This window comes from Actinobacillus vicugnae (genome assembly GCF_901687125.1).
Classification (GTDB): Bacteria; Pseudomonadota; Gammaproteobacteria; order Enterobacterales; family Pasteurellaceae; genus Actinobacillus; species Actinobacillus vicugnae.
The window spans coordinates 190074-207125 of sequence record NZ_CABFJY010000011.1; the positions used below are offsets into that span (position 1 = coordinate 190074).

Here is a 17052-nt window from a genome sequence, read left to right on the forward strand (position 1 = left end):
AGCGAATGACACAACAATTACGTATTGCAACGGTAACCTTAAACCCCGCATTTGACTTAGTCGGTCGCTTACAGCGTATCGAAGTAGGTGAAGTTAATACGGTTGAAACTCTCGGCTTATATCCTGCAGGTAAAGGTATTAACGTAGCAAAAGTGCTTGCAGATTTAGGAATTAAGTTAGCGGTGACAGGCTTTTTAGGCGCTGAAAATCAGGGTGATTTTGTGCAATCATTTAAACAAAATGGTGTAGAAGATCAATTCTATCGCATTGGCGGTAAAACTCGTATTAATGTGAAAATCACCGAAACCGAAGCTGATGTAACAGACTTAAACTTCTTAGGTTTTGAAATTAGCGCACAAGATTGGGCAAGTTTCACTCAGCAATCTCAAACTTGGGCAAGCCAATTTGACCTTGTTGCAGTATGCGGTTCACTTCCGCGTGGCGTAAGCGCACAAAAATTTTCACAATGGTTAGAATCGCTTCATCAGCAAGGCTTAAAAGTAGTATTAGACAGTAGCAATGCTGCCTTAACTGAAGGCTTAAAAGCACATCCATGGCTAGTAAAACCTAACCGCCGTGAACTAGAAGTTTGGGCAAACCGTCCATTAAACAGCTTAAAAGAAGTAATCGAAGCTGCTCAAGAATTACGTGCAGGCGGTATTGAAAACGTGATTATTTCAATGGGTGCAGACGGTTCAGTATGGCTTAATAGTGAGGGGGCAATCCAAGCGCAACCGCCACGTTGCCAAAATGTTGTCAGCACAGTTGGCGCAGGCGACTCAATGGTAGCAGGCTTAATTTATGGCTTCGCACAAGGCTGGGACAAAGCCAAAACCCTCGCGTTTGCAAGTGGCACATCAGCTTTAGCCGTATCACAAAGCAACGTTGGTATCAGTGACTCACAAGCGCTAGATGAGATTGTTGCACAGGTGAAATTGACGCAATTAGATTAATACGTTTGTAGGAGCGAACTACGTTCGCCCTGAAAGCGTTATTTTTTGAACAGGGCGTATAGAGTACGCTCCTACACCAGTTTATTTTTTTATTTAAGGATCTCAAAATGAATATTTCCTTTGTATTTCCTCAGTCAGTCGGTAAAGCACGTGCTTTTCTGGTGAATGAAGTATTATCTGCAGTAGCGAAGCAGCAAGGTCATCAAGTTGTTGATGTAGCACAAGCTGATTTTGTCGTGTTATTTAACGATGAAATTCCTACCAGTGTAGCAGGCAAACAAGGTGCGGTGGTAAATTTAGAGCAAGCCTTTGCACAACCAGAAGCGACCCTTAAACAAGCGGTCGAAAATGCAAAAACGTTTGCAAATGCAAGCGCTGCTAGCATCACAGCGAACACATCAAATAGTGTGAAAAACATTGTTGCCGTAACGGCTTGTCCAACAGGTGTAGCCCATACATTTATGTCGGCAGAAGCGATTGAAAACTATGCCAAAGCACAAGGCTGGAATGTAAAAGTTGAAACACGTGGCCAAGTTGGTGCGGGCAATCCAATTTCGGCAGAAGAAGTTGCCGCAGCAGATTTAGTATTTGTAGCAGCTGATATTGATGTAGATTTAGATAAATTCAAAGGCAAGCCAATGTACCGTACTTCAACGGGTTTAGCCTTGAAGAAAACGGCACAAGAATTTGAAAAAGCATTTGCACAAGCAACCATTTATCAAGGTGGTGCAACCGCTACTCAACAGGCTGAAGGTACGGCAACAGGCGAGAAAAAAGGCTTGTATAAACACTTAATGACAGGTGTTTCACATATGTTACCACTTGTGGTTGCAGGGGGATTATTAATCGCGATTTCATTTATGTTCGGTATTGAAGCGTTCAAAGATGAAACGATCGCAGGTGGTTTACCAAAAGCGTTAATGGATATTGGGGGCGGTGCAGCATTCCACTTAATGATTGCGGTATTTGCGGGTTATGTCGCATTCTCAATTGCAGACCGTCCAGGTTTAGCGGTGGGTTTAATTGGCGGTATGCTAGCAACCTCAGCAGGCGCTGGTATTTTAGGCGGTATCGTTGCTGGTTTCCTTGCGGGTTATACGGTGAAATTGTTAAACAATATCATTCAGTTACCAGCAAGTTTAACCTCACTTAAACCGATTTTAATTCTGCCATTATTAGGCTCAGCGATTGTCGGCTTAGCAATGATTTACCTAATCAATCCACCAGTAAAAGGTATTATGGATGCGCTAGTTGAATGGTTAAATTCAATGGGTCAAGCAAATGCGATTATCTTAGGTGCGATCCTTGGTGCAATGATGTGTATTGATATGGGTGGCCCAGTAAATAAAGCGGCATATACTTTCGGTGTAGGTTTGATTGCTTCGCAACAATATACACCAATGGCGGCAGTCATGGCTGCAGGTATGGTTCCGCCTATCGGTATGGCTATCGCAACTTTAATCGCTCGTAATAAATTTACCACTAACCAACGTGATGCGGGTAAAGCTTCATTTGTATTAGGTTTATGCTTTATTTCAGAAGGTGCATTACCATTTGTGGCAGCAGATCCCGTACGTGTAATTGTGACATCTGTATTAGGTGGTGCAACTGCTGGCGCAATTTCAATGGGATTACAAATCACTCTACAAGCGCCACATGGTGGTCTATTCGTGATTCCATTTGTTTCACAACCGTTGATGTACTTAGTTGCCATTGCAGCAGGTTCACTCGTAACAGGTATAATCTACGCCGCAATAAAACAAAAAGCAGCGGAATAATCCTTTCGCTTATAAAAACGGAGCTTTTTAGCTCCGTTTTTGATTTAGACTTTTCAATACCTAGTAAATCATAATAATAAACTAACGTCGTAGTTCGGTTATTCGTACCTAAAATATTCTGATATATTTTCTCACAACCTTTAGTATCACCGTCTCCTATCCTCCCCACTATCAACGTGGCCGTTATTTCATATAGTCTTTTAGTTGTTATATCAGGCGTCTCTACCACACAAGAAAAGTTATCTGCTACGGGTTATGTATGTAAATAATTTCTTGCTTTATCTGAAAACTTTTGTAATTTTTCTAGGAAATCCGACCGCTTGCTTATAGAATCCGTCGAATTTCTAACCCTCAATAGGACTTTGTAATATGAAAAAAATTCTTTGGATTTTAGTGATTGCCGTTGTGGCAGTTGGTGGTTTTTCTTTAACCAAATATAACGACTTAATGCGCGCGGAAGAAGACATTAACTCAGTATGGGGGAATGTTGAATCCGCTTATCAACGTCGTGCGGATTTAATTCCTAACTTAGTAAATACCGTAAAAGGTCAAGCAAACTTTGAAAAAGAAACTCTCACCTCTGTCATTGAAGCACGTGCAAAAGCGACTGCAGTAACAATCGATCCAAATAACGCAACTGAAGAACAAATGGCGAAATTCCAAGAAGCGCAACAAGGCGTAAATTCTGCACTTTCTCGTTTATTAGTTTCAGTTGAAAAATACCCTGAATTAAAAGCGCATGAAGGTTTCTTAAATCTTCAAGCTCAATTAGAAGGCACAGAAAATCGTATCAATGTTGAACGTAATAACTTCAACACAGCAGTGAAAGAATACAACAAACAAGTGCGTGAATTCCCAACTAAAATTGCAGCAATGATTATGGGCTTTAAAGCAAAACCACAATTCAAAGCTGAAGCGGGTTCAGAAAAAGCGCCAACAGTAAACTTTAACTAATCACTTAACACAAAAGCACGGAATACTGACCAAGATTCCGTGTTTTTTGTGAATATATTGATGACTCTATGAAATTATTTTCTTTTCTTTCGAATAAATTGCCTGTCGATACTCAACAAATCGAACAGGCAATTTCACATTTAGAACAGCAAACCTCTGCGGAATTACGAGTGGTGGTCGAGCGCAAAGCAAAAGGTCAGCTGAATGCAATGGCACGCGCCAATCAGCTTTTTGATGAATTGAATATGCAAGCGACCGCTGAACGTAACGGTGTGCTGATCTATCTGTCTTTCAAACCACATCATTTAGCTATTGTCGGGGATAAAGCCATTCACGAAAAAGTGGGGCAAATTTTCTGGCAATCGGTTTATGATGCGATGAAATATCACTGCCAACAAGCCGATTATACCAAAGCGATTTGTGAAGGAATTAAGCAAGTAGAAGTACAATTAGCAGCATATTTCCCACGATCAAATCAGGATGTAGACGAGCTATCCAATGAGGTGGTAATTAAATGATAAAAACGATCTTTAAGCCATTTTGGTTGTTAGCGATTGCATTATTTAGCTTAAATACATTTGCTGAAGACCACTACCCAGCTGCGCCAAATCCGTTTTATTATGTAACCGATTACACCAAAACATTAACTCAACAAGAATGGCGCACATTAGAAGATGCGTTAATTGCTAACCGTACCAAAACCAGTTCACAAATTATTGTGGTGATTGTGCCATCAACCAATGGCGAAGATGTGGCAAGCTATTCACATAATTTATTTAATAAATGGGGAATCGGTCGCACTAAAAATAACGAAAATAACGGTGTATTATTGTTGATTGCAAAAAATGATCGGAAATTATTTATTGCAACAGGGCGAGGCTTGGAAGGTGCGCTACCTGATGCGATTGCGGCCACAATTATTCGCCATAATATTACGCCATACTTCAAACAAAATTTATATGCTGAAGGTATTGCAAGCGGTTTGTCTGCAATTATGGCGGCAATTAACGGTGAATATGCGGCTTACGATAGCTACGGTAAAGAATCTAGCGAACAGTTAGATCAAATTGATGGTTTATTGTTCTTCCTTATTGCGGGAATGGTGATCTTTGTAATTTTCCGTCCTAGCAGAGGCAATCAATATATCAGCCCAAGCTCCGCAGACCAATTAGGCAGAATTATCATTAATTCATCTCGTCGTAGAGGCGGATTCGGAGGCGGTTCATCTGGCGGTTTTGGTAGCGGATTCGGCAGTGGAAGCCGAGGCAGTGGCGACAGCTTCGGTGGTGGTTCCTCTGGTGGCGGTGGCGCTGGCGGTAGCTGGTAATCAAGCCATTACAAGCGGTCGAATTTTGGCAGAAATTTCGTGTTATTATGTAACAAAAGCACAACAGCGCAGATTTGTTTCAATGATGTAGGAGCGAGTTTTGTGCACGCCCATAAACATACCAAGAAATTTGCAAAAAACTTCTAAAATTCGACCGCTTGCTATTTGGAACTATATGCCAAGAAGTACAACACTATGGTACATTTACGGAACATTCGCAAAATGAATCAAGTTTAAAACTTGTTACTTAATAGATAAGTGATTGAATTTAAAGGAATTAAATGGCACGCCCTAAAGGATTCGAACCTTTGACCCACGCCTTAGAAGGGCGTTGCTCTATCCAGCTGAGCTAAGGGCGCAAGTGAAATAAATATAGGAAGAAATATTTATGAAAGATAAGTGGTCGGCGAGATAGGATTTGAACCTACGACCCACTGGTCCCAAACCAGTTGCGCTACCAAGCTGCGCTACTCGCCGACTGAAAAGTGATATTTATTATAGACTTATCAAAAATCTCGTCAATCTATTTTTTGCTAAATGCCGATTAATTGCTTGAACTTTGTTCGCAATTACGAAGTAGAAATTAGCTGATATCCTACTTGCAAATCACCTTTTTTCTGCCAAAATAGCAAACGTTTGTAACAATATACATTAACATGGGAGAATTTATGACCGCACAAATCATTTCAGGGACTACAGTCGCAAAGCAAGTAAAAGCCAATATTGCTGAGCAAATCCAAGCTTATATAGCACAAGGTAAACGTAAACCAGGTTTAGCGGTTATTTTAGTCGGTATGGATCCAGCCTCTCAGGTATATGTAAATAGTAAGCGTAAAAGTTGTGCTGAAATCGGCATTGAATCAAAATCTTATGATCTTCCTGCTGAAACAAGTGAAACCGAATTACTCGCAATTATTGAGCAACTAAACTACGATGATTCCATTGATGGTATTTTGGTGCAATTACCATTACCAAAGCAAATTGATGCGACTAAAGTAACTGAAGCAATTGTGCCACACAAAGATGTGGATGGTTTTCACCCTTATAACGTTGGACGTTTATGCCAAAAAATCCCGACACTCCGTTCTTGCACCCCATACGGTGTAATGAAACTACTTGAAAGCACAGGAGTAAATCTTGCTGGCTTACATGCGGTGGTAGTTGGCGCTTCAAATATCGTCGGGCGTCCAATGGCAATGGAATTATTACTTGCAGGCTGTACTGTAACTATAACGCATAGTCGAACTAAAGATCTCGCCTACCACATTTCACAAGCCGATATTGTTGTTGCAGGTGTGGGTAAGCCAAACTTTGTAAAAGGCGAATGGATTAAAGCGGGAGCGATTGTGATCGATGTTGGAATCAACCGAGTGGAAGGAAAATTAATTGGTGATGTAGAATATGCAACGGCAGAACCCAAAGCAAGCTTTATCACACCCGTTCCAGGCGGTGTAGGCCCAATGACAGTTGCGATGCTTATGCAAAACACCTTACAAGCCTATCAAGCGCATTTACAAGCGGTCTAATTTCTCTCATTTTTATCTGACGAAGCCTCTTTATTTAAAGAGGCTTTTTATTGCCTATCTATTTAGCAAAGATGTTGCGCAAACGTTTGCGCAAATGGAAATTAGTGTTATACTAATGTTAAATTAATGTTAATTACAAGCTGGAGCTTCCATGTCATTTCTAGATCGTGAAAAGACGATTGCACCTTTGCAATTTAATCGTTGGCTTATTCCCCCTGCAGCACTGGCGGTACATTTATCAATTGGGCAAATTTACGCTTACTCGGTATTTAATGTCCCACTTACCAAAGTGATTGGTATCACTCAATCAACCACAGACGATTGGAAACTGACCACTATTGGCTGGATATTCAGCATTGCGCTTGCGGTACTTGGCGCATCTGCTGCACTATTTGGTACTTGGATGGAGCGTGTTGGCCCTCGTAAAGCAATGTTTGTTGCAAGTTTGTGCTTCAGCTTAGGTTTTTTAGTCGCAGCGCTTGGCGTACACACGCACAGCCTATGGCTGCTCTATTTAGGCAATGGGGTGTTAGGTGGCATCGGTTTAGGCTTGGGTTATATCGGCCCTGTTTCAACCTTAATGAAATGGTTCCTAGATAAACCTGGTATGGCAACAGGATTGGCAATTATGGGCTTTGGTGGTGGTGCAATGTTCGCTTCACCTATTTCAGTTGCATTAATGAATTTCTTTAGTAGCCCTACTTCAGTAGGTATTGCTGAAACCTTTATTGTACTCGGTATTCTCTACTTTATTTTGATGATGTTTGGCGTATTTACTATTCGCCTACCACATCCACAATGGAAGCCAAAAGGTTTTGTGGATAGCACACTGAAAAATAAATTGGTTAGCACACATAATGTTGGGGTAAATAAAGCGATGAAAACGCCACAATTCTGGCTACTTTTCTGGATTTTATGTTTGAATGTTACCGCTGGAATCGGTGTATTAGGTCAAGCTTCTGTGATGATTCAAGAGTTGTTTTCAGAAGTTTCAGTGAGTAAACAAGCAGCTATCAGTGCCTTAGCAGCCGCAGGCTTTGTTGGTTTACTTAGCTTATTTAATATGGGTGGACGTTTCTTTTGGTCAAGTATTTCAGATAAAATTGGGCGTAAAAATTTATACTCGATTTTCTTCTTGCTTGGTTCGGTCTTGTACTTTGCTATTCCATCTCTTGGCGAAAGTGGAAATAAAGCCCTATTCGTGATTGGTTTCTGTGTGATTATTTCAATGTATGGCGGTGGTTTTGCAGCAATTCCTGCTTATTTACGTGATTTATTCGGTACTTACCAAGTCGGTGCAATTCACGGGCGCTTATTACTCGCATGGTCAACCGCAGCTGTCGCTGGCCCTGTGTTAGTCAATTATATTCGCCAAATGCAAATTGACAATGGCGTGCCAGCGGCACACGCCTATAGCGTCACTATGTATATTATGGCGGGATTATTAATTGTGGGTTTATTATGTAATTTAGCAGTAAAAGCAGTACATGAAAAACATCACGAATTACCAATTAAAGAAGCCGCTCATAGTGCCAAACCAAGTGATGAAACAGTAATTTCTGATACTTATTTGGTGGCAGAAGAAGTTGCTCACGGCGGTTGTTTGGTTTGGTTACGTTGGTTTTTTGTTACCATTCCACTCGCTTATGGTGTTGTCATGGTATTTGCCAAGGTACTTGAGCTTTTCTAAATTAAGTACTGTAACTTTTTAGCAAAAGTTGACCGCTTCCTCATAAAAAAACTCCGTGTCATTACACGGAGTTTTTGTTTATCAAGAACAAGCGATTAAATTAAACCTGCTTTTTGCAATGCGGCTAATACTACTGGCTGAGCCGCTTCTGATAATGTGGTTAATGGTAAACGTAAATTTGGCTCACTGATTAAACCTAATTTGTATGCAGCCCATTTCACAGGTATTGGGTTCGCTTCAATAAAGAGATCATGGTGCAAAGCCATTAAGCGCTGGTTGATGGCTTCGGCTTCATCAAAGTTACCTGCTAATGCTAATTCACACATTTTTGCCATATCTGCTGCAGCCACATTGTTTGTTACAGAAATCACGCCTTGCCCGCCTAATTTCATTGATGCTAAACCTGTCGCATCATCGCCACTTAAGAAAATGAAATCTTCGCCCGCTAATTGTTTAATTAAAGGAAGACGACTTAAATCCCCCGTTGCTTCTTTCACACCAACAATATTTGGAATTTCGGCTAAACGGCCAATGGTTTCAGGTTTTAAATCGCTCCCTGTACGTCCTGGTACGTTATATAAAATTTGTGGAAGATCAGTACTTTCTGCAATCGCTTTATAGTGCAAATACATTCCTTCTTGGGTAGGTTTATTGTAATAAGGCACAACACTTAAACAACCTGCAACACCGCTGTTAGTAAGCAATTTAGTTAAAATAATAGCTTCGCTGGTTGCATTCGAACCTGTACCTGCAATAACAGGAATGCGGCCATCCGCAAATTCCACAGTCTTCTTGATAACCTTAACATTTTCATCAATGCTTAATGTGGTTGATTCGCCAGTTGTTCCTACAGAAACAATACCATGCGTGCCTGCTTGAACATGATATTCAACCAATTTTTTTAACTCATCATAATTGACTTCGCCGTGTGTCATTGGTGTGACAAGTGCCACAATACTACCGTGAAATAAAGGGGTTGCCATAATCATCTCCTGTACTTTTTTGTTATGTGCAATGTTTCTTGCTAGCTTGCTAAATTCGCTTTAAATATGCAAGCACTTTTTACGAATAACTACGAAAAAAATTTATTTAAGTCGATAAAATAAACCCAACACAAAATTAAGTGTTGGGTTTATTTTAATCATATAGACTTTTATCTGATTCTTGAGGACGTGTTTTAAAACGTCGGTGCAACCACATATATTGACTTATCGCCTTCAAAATTTCTGTTTCAACCACTTTATTCATTTTCAGGGCGGTATCTAATTCATTTTCACATTCGCTAAAATCAACAGCTGGACTTATTTTTACCGTATAACCAGAAAAATCACTATTCCTAATTGGGCTAAATGGCACTACAACGGTATTCGGTGCTGAGCGTAATAACATTCGGCTTCCCGCTGTGGTACAAGCCTTTTCAACCGCAAAAAATGGCACAAATACACTATTTTTTCGACCATAGTCATGATCTGGTGCATACCAGATTGTCTCACCAGCTTTTAGCGCACGAATCATACCGCGTAAATCTTTACGATCGAGCATTGCTTTATTTGAACGCACTCGCCCACGAAATTGGATCCAATCCAGTAACGGATTATCATTTGGACGGTACACACCAATGCCTTGATGATGAAGTCCAACAATACGAGCCCCCATTTCTAAAGTCAAAAAATGTACCCCAACAAACAAAATTCCCACGCCTTCTGGCTGGTTTTTCAGATGTTCTAATCCTTCAATTTTAGACCACTTTAGAATACGTTTATCCGACCAAAACCACGCCATGCCTGTTTCAATAATTGCCATACCAATAGATTCAACATTTTTTTCCAAAATTGTTTGGATTTGTTCTTCAGAATAATCAGGAAAACAAAGTTCTAAATTACGGCGTGCAATTCGCATTCTACGTTTACCAAACCCTAGCTTGGCAAACAGTTTGCCTAAGCCTTTGCCTAGCACGACTAACATAGGGTAAGGCAAGCACAAAATCAGTTTAAATAGCCCTAAAGCAAGCCAAAGCCCCCAATGTTTAGGGTGCAAAAATCGCCATTCAAATGGAGGAAATTTTTGATTATCAGTCATGTTTCGTCATCCTTATTTTTCGCATAGATTATAATCAAAAACACAGAAAAAGTGTTAAGTAGATCAAATTTTTAAATTTTGCTTTATTTTTTAACTTGATATTTTGGAGTAAAAGTCATATTTTGAAATCAACTTAATAACCCCTTCACAAAGAGGAAAATGCTATGACAATCAATATTTCAAGTAAACAAATGGACGTCACTCCTGCAATCCGTACCCATATTGAAGAACGCTTAGCGAAACTCGAAAAATGGCAAACACAATTAATTAACCCACATTTTATGATTCATAAATTGCCAAACAGCTATGAAGTTGAAGCATCAATTGGCACTCCAGTTGGAGAACTTTTTGCGAAGGCGAATAATGAAGATTTATATAAAGCAATTAATGAAGTAGAAGTAAAACTCGAAACACAATTAAATAAATTAGTGCATAAAAATGAAGCTCGTCGCACAGACAGTACATTAAAAAGCGTACAATAATCTGCAACTCTAATGATTAAACGTAAAGCCAAATCAATTGATTTGGCTTTTTCTTTGGTTGGTTATCTAGTTATCTGCTAGAAATAGTGGGCCTAATGCCGTTTTGGGAATGCCAAAATGTTCAGGGTAATGCACATCCACCAAATATAATCCTTCCGCCTTAGCCGTTGGTGCAGCAAGCGTTCTATCCTTTTGCGCTAATAACCATTGAATCCACTCTACAGGTTGCCTGCCCTGCCCGACTTCAATCAAACTACCAACAATATTACGTACCATATGATGCACAAACGCATTTGCTTGAATATCCACCACAATATAATTGCCTAAACGGCTAACATTTAAATGGTGAATATTACGCCATGGGGTATGTGATTGGCATTTTGCAGCACGGAACGAGCTAAAATCATTTTCGCCCAGTAAAAATTGACCCGCTTCGTGCATTTTTTGGTGATCTAACTCATGGTGATAATGCGACACGCCTTTCGGCAAAATTGCCGAACGCAATTTGTTATTAAAAATAATGTAGCGATAACGTCTTGCTGTCGCACTAAAACGTGCATGGAAATCTTTGCTAACCTCAACTGCCCATTTCACCGCAATATCATCCGTTAAATTCGCATTCGTACCGAAACACCAACTTTGTAAAGGGCGTATCACATCCGTTTCAAAATGTACTACTTGCCCCGTGCCGTGTACACCTGAATCCGTTCGCCCCGCACAAAATACTTCCACAGGCTCATTCGCCACCACAGAAAGCGCCTCTTCTAATTTTTGTTGAACACTTTCCACTTCATCTTGCCGCTGCCAACCGAAATAACGGCTACCGTCATATTCAATGCCTAATGCGATTTTCATTGGTAAAATTTCTCGTTTTTTTGACCGCTTGTTTTCTGTTTTAAGCAAGCGAGAGAACAAAAAGTGGGCTTAGCCCACTTCATTATTTATTGATTAAACCTAAAAACTCTTTGCGAGTTTCTCGGTCTTCTAAGAAAGCGCCACCAAATGCGGAGGTTACGGTATAGCTGTTAGTATCTTTTACACCACGACATTTTACGCAGAAGTGGGTTGCTTTCACATAAACCGCCACATCTTCAGTTTCTAAAATGGTTTGGAATGCAGTAAGAATCTGTTCGGTAAAACGCTCTTGCACTTGCGGCCGTTGCGCAAAAAATTGCACCACTCGATTAATTTTCGATAAACCAATCACCCACTTTTTCGGGTAATATGCTACCGCAACTTTACCGTCAATCGTAACAAAATGATGTTCACAAGTTGAAGTAAGCGTAATATCATCCACTAACACCATTTCGCTGACTTTCATACGATTTTCAATATTCGTAATTTTCGGGAAAGTCGCATAATCTAAGCCGCTAAAGATTTCGTCTACATACATTTTTGCTAAGCGATGTGGCGTTTCTTCCAAACTATCGTCTTTCAGGTCTAAGCCAAGCAATTCCATCACTGAACGCATATGTTGTTGAATTTCTGCACGACGAGAATCTTTGTCTTTGGTAAGTTGAATAGTTGGGGTTTCAATGCCTTTCGCAAGCAAGGCTTCACGCACTTTTTGGGCTTCTGCGGAGATAATGCTCATTGGGGTTCCTCTAAAAATTAAGGCGAGAATTTTAACAAATTGACATAAAAAAAAATAGCACTAAAATTTAACTTAATAATAACCAATATAAATTACTTGTATGATTTTTTACCATTTTAATGCCGATCTTGTACCTAATTCCCAATTAGAAACTGTCAAATCATTACTAAATTGCAAAAATTTTGTCAATTCCGACCGCTTGTTAGGTTCATCAAAAGGCAGAGGTATCACTTGGTTTTTAAATACTCAAACAGAATTAGACGTAAATGTGGTACTTCGACATTATTATCGAGGCGGGCTTTTTGGCAAATTAGTCAAAGATCAATATTTCTTTAATGGACTAGAAAATACCAGAGCATTTCAAGAATTTTCATTATTGGCAAAACTATGCGAGTGGAATTTACCCGTACCTCGCCCCATTGCTTTAAAGGTAAAAAAAACTTGCTGTTGGTATCAAGCCGATATCATGTTAGAAAAAATTGAAGGCGCGCAAGATTTGAGTAAGTTTTTACAAACCAATTCACTTACAGATGAACAATATCAACAAATCGGCAAGCTGATTCGCCAATTGCACGATCATCAAGTTCATCATTCAGATCTCAATATTCATAATATTTTATTTGTGCCGACAAGCGGTCAATTTTTCTTAATAGATTTCGATAAATGCGGAACTTCCACTGGAGATAATTGGAAATCAGAAAATTTAGCCCGCTTGTTGCGATCTTTTATCAAGGAGCAAGGACGTTTGAATATTCAATTTAATGAGCAAAATTGGCAATGGTTATTAAACGGTTATCATCAACAATATCATATTACCAACACCTAGAATTTGAGGAAATATGTCTAAAAGATAGGCTCCCCCTTTCAAAATAATATCCCTTTAGCTGTCCGTCATTTTTCTCGAAATACCAATTTGATTGCAATGGAAGTAATTAACTACTTGCTCAGCGTTTGCAGCATAAACTTGCGCAAGTGGTTCATAACTATTTGGGTGAGAAAAGAGGGCGAGGGGCAAGTGGTAAAACCGCTGTATTTGGGCTTTTAAAGCGTAATAGCAATATTTATACCGTTGCCGTGCCGAATACCCAATCAGCTACTTGCCGATAACTCGAGAGCAACTGAGGTCTGATAATGTTGTTTACACGGATTTTACCGCAGTTATAATGTATTTCTATTCTAAAACATGGTTAAGGTTGCACCATTATCTAAAATTAATGAAAAAACAGGACTTGGATTAAAACTCGCCAGCTCTAATTCCAAACGAAATAACTGTGAAAGCCCTTCTTTTCACACAAAACTTACTACATCAAATTCAGTCTCGCCATTCACTTTTAAGCTATGCAGTAATCGGATTGAACTACCATGTTTTTTCCTATCGTGTAAGATTAAAATATTAGTTATACACTATTTTAACACTTTCGCCTGTTTTGAGTTATTAGTATATTTTTCTCTCATCACCAGCTGGTTATTTGCGACAACTCTTCGTGGACCATTTGCAATCCCCCCCGTTGCGTTAGTTTTAAGACGATGCTTAAATCCAAAAGGAGGCGGATTGAAAGTTTGCATGGCATTTATATGTTCTTGCGATGAATTATGCGCATAGATTGCTAAAATTTTTAAATGATGTTTTTCTCTTGAATGAGTACCAGTTTCATTATTGTATCGAGTATTTGCACCTAAAAAACTTCCTAGTGCAGTAATATTCTTGGTCGCTATATCGTAATATTGCTTTAATTCTGGTTTCCAACGTTCATCTAACATACCTATTTTAGGCAACGGTGTATACCGCGTGCCTGCAACTTGATTACTCAGTGCTTGCATATTTTCTTTACTCACCTTTTCCGTGAACGGTAAAAAAGGAACGCCTGCTTTTACCGCCAAATTATACATAGCTACAAAAGTAACACGCTGCAAATCGTCAGATACCTCTCGTATTCCTCGGCATTCAATAAAACGTTTTCCCTTTAATGCAGAGGCTACTTCGGGATGTTTATCTGTATATTGCCAATTCGTACCAAATTTTATGCCATTGGGTGGATTTTCAATTTCCGCCTTGGCTTCAGCTATGCTTGTTTTAAGTAAATAATCAAAAATATTTTCCTTTGTTTTCTTCGGGTATCCACCGCCTACGTCCGAATGCGCACCAATAAAATAATAAGTTTCGCCCACATCTTGCGTATCCGATAACGGAAAATTTTCACGATATTCATCTAAAGCAACAAAGTGCACAATTTTCTCCGCACTTTTCGGGCTAAGGTTAAAATTATACTCTTCATAATATTCTGCTGGGGGGACTTTACCGCGCAGTTCGTAATCCACGGTACGGGTCTCGCTGTAAAAATACTTATCGGTTAAAGGCTTATAATTGATATTATTGCCCGCCAAACCAAATGAACCCACCGTGTCAAATATGCCTACAAATTTAAAGATGTAATCAAAACCATTGCTAGGTTCATCTCTATTCATTGTATTAATAAAATCCCGTGCCAACGCCGCCCCACGGCTAAAGCCAAACACATCAATATAGCATTTATATTTATCTTTAGGGAAAAGTTCACGAAGGGTTGCTATTTTCTTTATAGCCTGCCGAATACGTTTTCCCCCTCCAGAGCCAGTTCCCTGTTCTATATCACTATCACTTTTTTTGTTTGCCGTACCTACCCCTTCAATATAAATCGGCATGGTAAAAATCGAGCATTCCATTTTTAGTTTATCCCCTTGGAATGTTTCGTGCGGATATAACCGATACAGTTTACCGATATTACTGATGCCGTTTTCACTGCGGCTCGCTTCATCGTTATACAAATTATTCCCCGTGCCGTCAAAAAACACCCCAATACGAATTACCTTACAAGTCAAATTCATCTTTTACCTCCGTTTTGAAGAAATTCCTTATAGATACTCCAAACATTCTCTTCAGGGTTATCGGGTAACCATTCCTGACTAAAACTTGGTACGTGACGGGTTACTGGTGGCATCCCTTCTCTAAAACCGCGCAAACTCCAGTTATTGTATTGTGTTCCCCCTACATCATAATCTTTTTTAAGTACTTCAAAGCGTAAATAATCAATAATTTGACCTAAAGCAAAATATGGATCTTCCTGAATACGTTTTACCACAAATTGATATTGAGGATCGTCTTCAAAACCCAACCCGATAATACCACAAATATGCGACATTGTTTCTAGCCTAACTCTTGGTCGTTTGTCGCCAAAATATTTTTTAGTAATTACATCGGCTTTTTCCATCCAAGCCAACTTCACCTTTTCATCATCCACACCGTCCCAAAAGCCGGGATAATAAATCTCTAACATATGGGCAATTTCACGATACACTTTTAAGGTTTCAGCCTGCTTAACTTTTTCTTGCTCTTCCTTACTTAAACGGTAAGTCCCTACTTCAAATTCCATTACATTCTCCTGCGGTTGCGTTAAACATTGATATTTTATTTCGGCACAAGGGCGATTTTTAAAAAACACCTCCCGAAAGTCGGGTTGAGAACATGCCGTTATGAATAGCGTCACACCAAACAGTAAAAGTGCGGTCAGTTTTTTAAGAAAATTTTTCATAAGATACCTGCCAGAAAATCTTCTTTTATCACCTGAGAGAATGTAATTTTTTGATTTTGAAAATCAATTTTATGGTAAAACAGCTTGGTTTTATCTAAATAATAAAAAGTCGTATTTTGAGAAAATAACTGTTCGCATTGATGCTGAGGCAGCGTATTAAGAAATCGATTAAAAAGCCTTATATCAAAATAGCGCCTTAAATAAGGCTCACCATCTTCACCAACTATATGATAAAAATAAGCAAGTCGTTCAACTAAAGAGCGGAGATCGTCCGTTGATTCAATAATTAAACCTGAATGGTAGCTATCCTTTGTAAGAAAATCTTCTACCACTTGCTTGTTTAAGTTGGTATTCAGTTCAATTAAATAAGGAATCACTTCAATAATCGCCGAGCTGTCATATCGATAAAGCGGTTCGTAAGGTAGTTGCCAAATATCTAAATATAACCACATTTCGGGAATTAATGCGCCTTCAAATAAACCATATCTGGTTATAGGATTTTCAGTCATTGTTATTTTCCATTCTTAAACAATCAGGACAAAACTCCTGAGCTTGATTCACTGCTAATTTAAATGCCTCCACCGCTTCAGGCGAACCACTCTCATACACCAAACTCCCCTCAATCCGCACATTGCCCTCAAAAGTCACGCCTTCCGCATTAAAGATTACCCGACCGCCCGCGCTTTCTAATATCACCTCGTCATAACCTTCACAATGGAAGGTTTCGCAAAGTTGTTCAAAAAATTCACCGCTTGTCCAGTCGCCGTTATTCGCCACTTCAATAATATAGTCGTTGCCCACTTTGATTAAGCTGTCGGCATACACATCTATCAATTGGCTGTTGCCGATATTTAAAATGTTGTCTTTTTCAATTTTGGTGATGCGATTACGCCCAATGCGGTTTTGTTGGTCTTGTCCAATCGTAATCGATTCATCTACCCCCACACTTTCCGTGCGGTCATTGCCAATCTGGGTGGTTTCGTCATGATTCACCACGTTGTTTTGGTCTTTTTGTGCATGGATAAACACTTCTTCTCGGTCTTTTTCATCTTCAAAGCGTAATTCGTTAAATCCATTTCCCTTGTGGGTTTTGGATTTAA

17 protein-coding genes, 2 tRNA genes and 1 pseudogene are annotated in these 17052 nt (G+C 39.4%); 10 read left to right on the forward strand and 10 right to left on the reverse strand.

From position 1 onward, the window contains the following. Window positions 1-5 precede the first annotated feature (5 nt). The 5 genes from fruK to F8M47_RS04040 all read left to right on the forward strand — a co-directional run bounded on the left by fruK (window position 6) and on the right by F8M47_RS04040 (window position 5012). A complete protein-coding gene (fruK, locus tag F8M47_RS04020) occupies window positions 6-953 on the forward strand; it encodes a 1-phosphofructokinase (RefSeq protein ID WP_150538905.1) in 948 nt (315 codons plus the stop codon). A 107-nt stretch (window positions 954-1060) separates the two neighbouring features. Further along, on the forward strand, window positions 1061-2731 hold the full coding sequence (locus tag F8M47_RS04025) for a fructose-specific PTS transporter subunit EIIC (protein WP_150538906.1): 1671 nt from the start codon (window positions 1061-1063) through the stop codon (window positions 2729-2731). A 369-nt stretch (window positions 2732-3100) separates the two neighbouring features. Further along, window positions 3101-3685 carry a LemA family protein gene (locus F8M47_RS04030; protein WP_150538907.1) on the forward strand — a complete coding sequence of 195 codons (585 nt, stop codon included), beginning with the start codon at window positions 3101-3103 and terminating at the stop codon, window positions 3683-3685. Window positions 3686-3753: 68 nt separating this feature from the next. After that, window positions 3754-4203 carry a TPM domain-containing protein gene (locus F8M47_RS04035; protein WP_150538908.1) on the forward strand — a complete coding sequence of 150 codons (450 nt, stop codon included), beginning with the start codon at window positions 3754-3756 and terminating at the stop codon, window positions 4201-4203. Further along, on the forward strand, window positions 4200-5012 hold the full coding sequence (locus F8M47_RS04040) for a TPM domain-containing protein (RefSeq protein WP_150538909.1): 813 nt from the start codon (window positions 4200-4202) through the stop codon (window positions 5010-5012). Before F8M47_RS04035 ends, F8M47_RS04040 begins: the two co-directional genes overlap by 4 nt. A gap of 282 nt (window positions 5013-5294) precedes the next feature. Here the strand turns inward: F8M47_RS04040 and F8M47_RS04045 are convergent. Together F8M47_RS04045 and F8M47_RS04050 are read right to left on the reverse strand one after the other, a co-directional pair. After that, window positions 5295-5371: transfer RNA gene (locus tag F8M47_RS04045), tRNA-Arg, on the reverse strand. Between the two features lie 41 nt (window positions 5372-5412). Continuing rightward, window positions 5413-5489, reverse strand: a tRNA-Pro gene (locus tag F8M47_RS04050). Window positions 5490-5680: 191 nt separating this feature from the next. On the opposite strand from F8M47_RS04050, the gene folD reads away from it, so the two are divergent. After that, window positions 5681-6538, forward strand: coding sequence for a bifunctional methylenetetrahydrofolate dehydrogenase/methenyltetrahydrofolate cyclohydrolase FolD (gene folD / locus F8M47_RS04055; RefSeq protein WP_150538910.1), 858 nt, complete (start codon window positions 5681-5683; stop codon window positions 6536-6538). A gap of 151 nt (window positions 6539-6689) precedes the next feature. Beyond that, on the forward strand, window positions 6690-8228 hold the full coding sequence (locus F8M47_RS04060) for an L-lactate MFS transporter (RefSeq protein WP_150538911.1): 1539 nt from the start codon (window positions 6690-6692) through the stop codon (window positions 8226-8228). Between the two features lie 95 nt (window positions 8229-8323). Here the strand turns inward: F8M47_RS04060 and dapA are convergent, their stop codons facing one another. Beyond that, a complete protein-coding gene (gene dapA / locus F8M47_RS04065; RefSeq protein WP_425292561.1) occupies window positions 8324-9217 on the reverse strand; it encodes a 4-hydroxy-tetrahydrodipicolinate synthase in 894 nt (297 codons plus the stop codon). A 148-nt stretch (window positions 9218-9365) separates the two neighbouring features. Then, the gene (locus F8M47_RS04070; RefSeq protein WP_150538913.1) at window positions 9366-10307 is read right to left on the reverse strand and encodes a Kdo(2)-lipid IV(A) acyltransferase; all 942 of its coding nucleotides are present in this window, start codon (window positions 10305-10307) and stop codon (window positions 9366-9368) included. A 164-nt stretch (window positions 10308-10471) separates the two neighbouring features. On the opposite strand from F8M47_RS04070, the gene hpf reads away from it, so the two are divergent. Continuing rightward, the gene (gene hpf / locus F8M47_RS04075) at window positions 10472-10789 is read left to right on the forward strand and encodes a ribosome hibernation-promoting factor, HPF/YfiA family (protein WP_150538914.1); all 318 of its coding nucleotides are present in this window, start codon (window positions 10472-10474) and stop codon (window positions 10787-10789) included. Window positions 10790-10855: 66 nt separating this feature from the next. Here hpf and truA read toward each other — a convergent pair whose 3' ends face one another. After that, a complete protein-coding gene (gene truA, locus F8M47_RS04080; protein WP_150538915.1) occupies window positions 10856-11644 on the reverse strand; it encodes a tRNA pseudouridine(38-40) synthase TruA in 789 nt (262 codons plus the stop codon). Window positions 11645-11726: 82 nt separating this feature from the next. After that, window positions 11727-12383, reverse strand: coding sequence for a GTP cyclohydrolase I FolE (gene folE, locus F8M47_RS04085; protein WP_150538916.1), 657 nt, complete (start codon window positions 12381-12383; stop codon window positions 11727-11729). Between the two features lie 100 nt (window positions 12384-12483). Between folE and F8M47_RS04090 the strand changes: the two genes are divergently transcribed. Both F8M47_RS04090 and F8M47_RS04095 read left to right on the forward strand, forming a co-directional pair. Next, complete coding sequence (locus F8M47_RS04090) at window positions 12484-13209, forward strand: 3-deoxy-D-manno-octulosonic acid kinase (RefSeq protein WP_150538917.1); 726 nt, start codon at window positions 12484-12486, stop codon at window positions 13207-13209. Between the two features lie 170 nt (window positions 13210-13379). Continuing rightward, a pseudogene (locus tag F8M47_RS04095) lies at window positions 13380-13534 on the forward strand (IS1595 family transposase); the annotation flags it as partial. 253 nt (window positions 13535-13787) lie between these two features. Here F8M47_RS04095 and F8M47_RS04100 read toward each other — a convergent pair. The 4 genes from F8M47_RS04100 to F8M47_RS04115 form a co-directional block, all read right to left on the reverse strand. Further along, entirely contained in the window at window positions 13788-15248 is a 1461-nt protein-coding gene (locus F8M47_RS04100; RefSeq protein ID WP_150538918.1) for a T6SS phospholipase effector Tle1-like catalytic domain-containing protein, read from the reverse strand. Next, on the reverse strand, window positions 15245-15952 hold the full coding sequence (locus tag F8M47_RS04105; protein ID WP_150538919.1) for a hypothetical protein: 708 nt from the start codon (window positions 15950-15952) through the stop codon (window positions 15245-15247). The genes F8M47_RS04100 and F8M47_RS04105 overlap by 4 nt, the downstream gene beginning before the upstream one ends. Further along, on the reverse strand, window positions 15949-16461 hold the full coding sequence (locus F8M47_RS04110) for a DUF4123 domain-containing protein (RefSeq protein ID WP_150538920.1): 513 nt from the start codon (window positions 16459-16461) through the stop codon (window positions 15949-15951). Before F8M47_RS04110 ends, F8M47_RS04105 begins: the two co-directional genes overlap by 4 nt. Beyond that, the coding region (locus F8M47_RS04115; RefSeq protein WP_425292563.1) for a bacteriophage T4 gp5 trimerisation domain-containing protein at window positions 16454-17052 on the reverse strand (599 nt) is incomplete at its 5' end. The genes F8M47_RS04115 and F8M47_RS04110, both read right to left, overlap by 8 nt.

Excerpts from the sequence above, each read along its gene's own strand:
- fruK (WP_150538905.1), top strand. The coding sequence starts at position 6 with ATGACACAACAATTACGTATTGCAACGGTAACCTTAAACCCCGCATTT.
- F8M47_RS04025 (WP_150538906.1), top strand. The coding sequence starts at position 1,061 with ATGAATATTTCCTTTGTATTTCCTCAGTCAGTCGGTAAAGCACGTGCT.
- F8M47_RS04030 (WP_150538907.1), top strand. The coding sequence starts at position 3,101 with ATGAAAAAAATTCTTTGGATTTTAGTGATTGCCGTTGTGGCAGTTGGT.
- F8M47_RS04035 (WP_150538908.1), top strand. The coding sequence starts at position 3,754 with ATGAAATTATTTTCTTTTCTTTCGAATAAATTGCCTGTCGATACTCAA.
- F8M47_RS04040 (WP_150538909.1), top strand. The coding sequence starts at position 4,200 with ATGATAAAAACGATCTTTAAGCCATTTTGGTTGTTAGCGATTGCATTA.
- folD (WP_150538910.1), top strand. The coding sequence starts at position 5,681 with ATGACCGCACAAATCATTTCAGGGACTACAGTCGCAAAGCAAGTAAAA.
- F8M47_RS04060 (WP_150538911.1), top strand. The coding sequence starts at position 6,690 with ATGTCATTTCTAGATCGTGAAAAGACGATTGCACCTTTGCAATTTAAT.
- dapA (WP_425292561.1), bottom strand. The coding sequence starts at position 9,217 with ATGATTATGGCAACCCCTTTATTTCACGGTAGTATTGTGGCACTTGTC.
- F8M47_RS04070 (WP_150538913.1), bottom strand. The coding sequence starts at position 10,307 with ATGACTGATAATCAAAAATTTCCTCCATTTGAATGGCGATTTTTGCAC.
- hpf (WP_150538914.1), top strand. The coding sequence starts at position 10,472 with ATGACAATCAATATTTCAAGTAAACAAATGGACGTCACTCCTGCAATC.
- truA (WP_150538915.1), bottom strand. The coding sequence starts at position 11,644 with ATGAAAATCGCATTAGGCATTGAATATGACGGTAGCCGTTATTTCGGT.
- folE (WP_150538916.1), bottom strand. The coding sequence starts at position 12,383 with ATGAGCATTATCTCCGCAGAAGCCCAAAAAGTGCGTGAAGCCTTGCTT.
- F8M47_RS04090 (WP_150538917.1), top strand. The coding sequence starts at position 12,484 with ATGATTTTTTACCATTTTAATGCCGATCTTGTACCTAATTCCCAATTA.
- F8M47_RS04100 (WP_150538918.1), bottom strand. The coding sequence starts at position 15,248 with ATGAATTTGACTTGTAAGGTAATTCGTATTGGGGTGTTTTTTGACGGC.
- F8M47_RS04105 (WP_150538919.1), bottom strand. The coding sequence starts at position 15,952 with ATGAAAAATTTTCTTAAAAAACTGACCGCACTTTTACTGTTTGGTGTG.
- F8M47_RS04110 (WP_150538920.1), bottom strand. The coding sequence starts at position 16,461 with ATGACTGAAAATCCTATAACCAGATATGGTTTATTTGAAGGCGCATTA.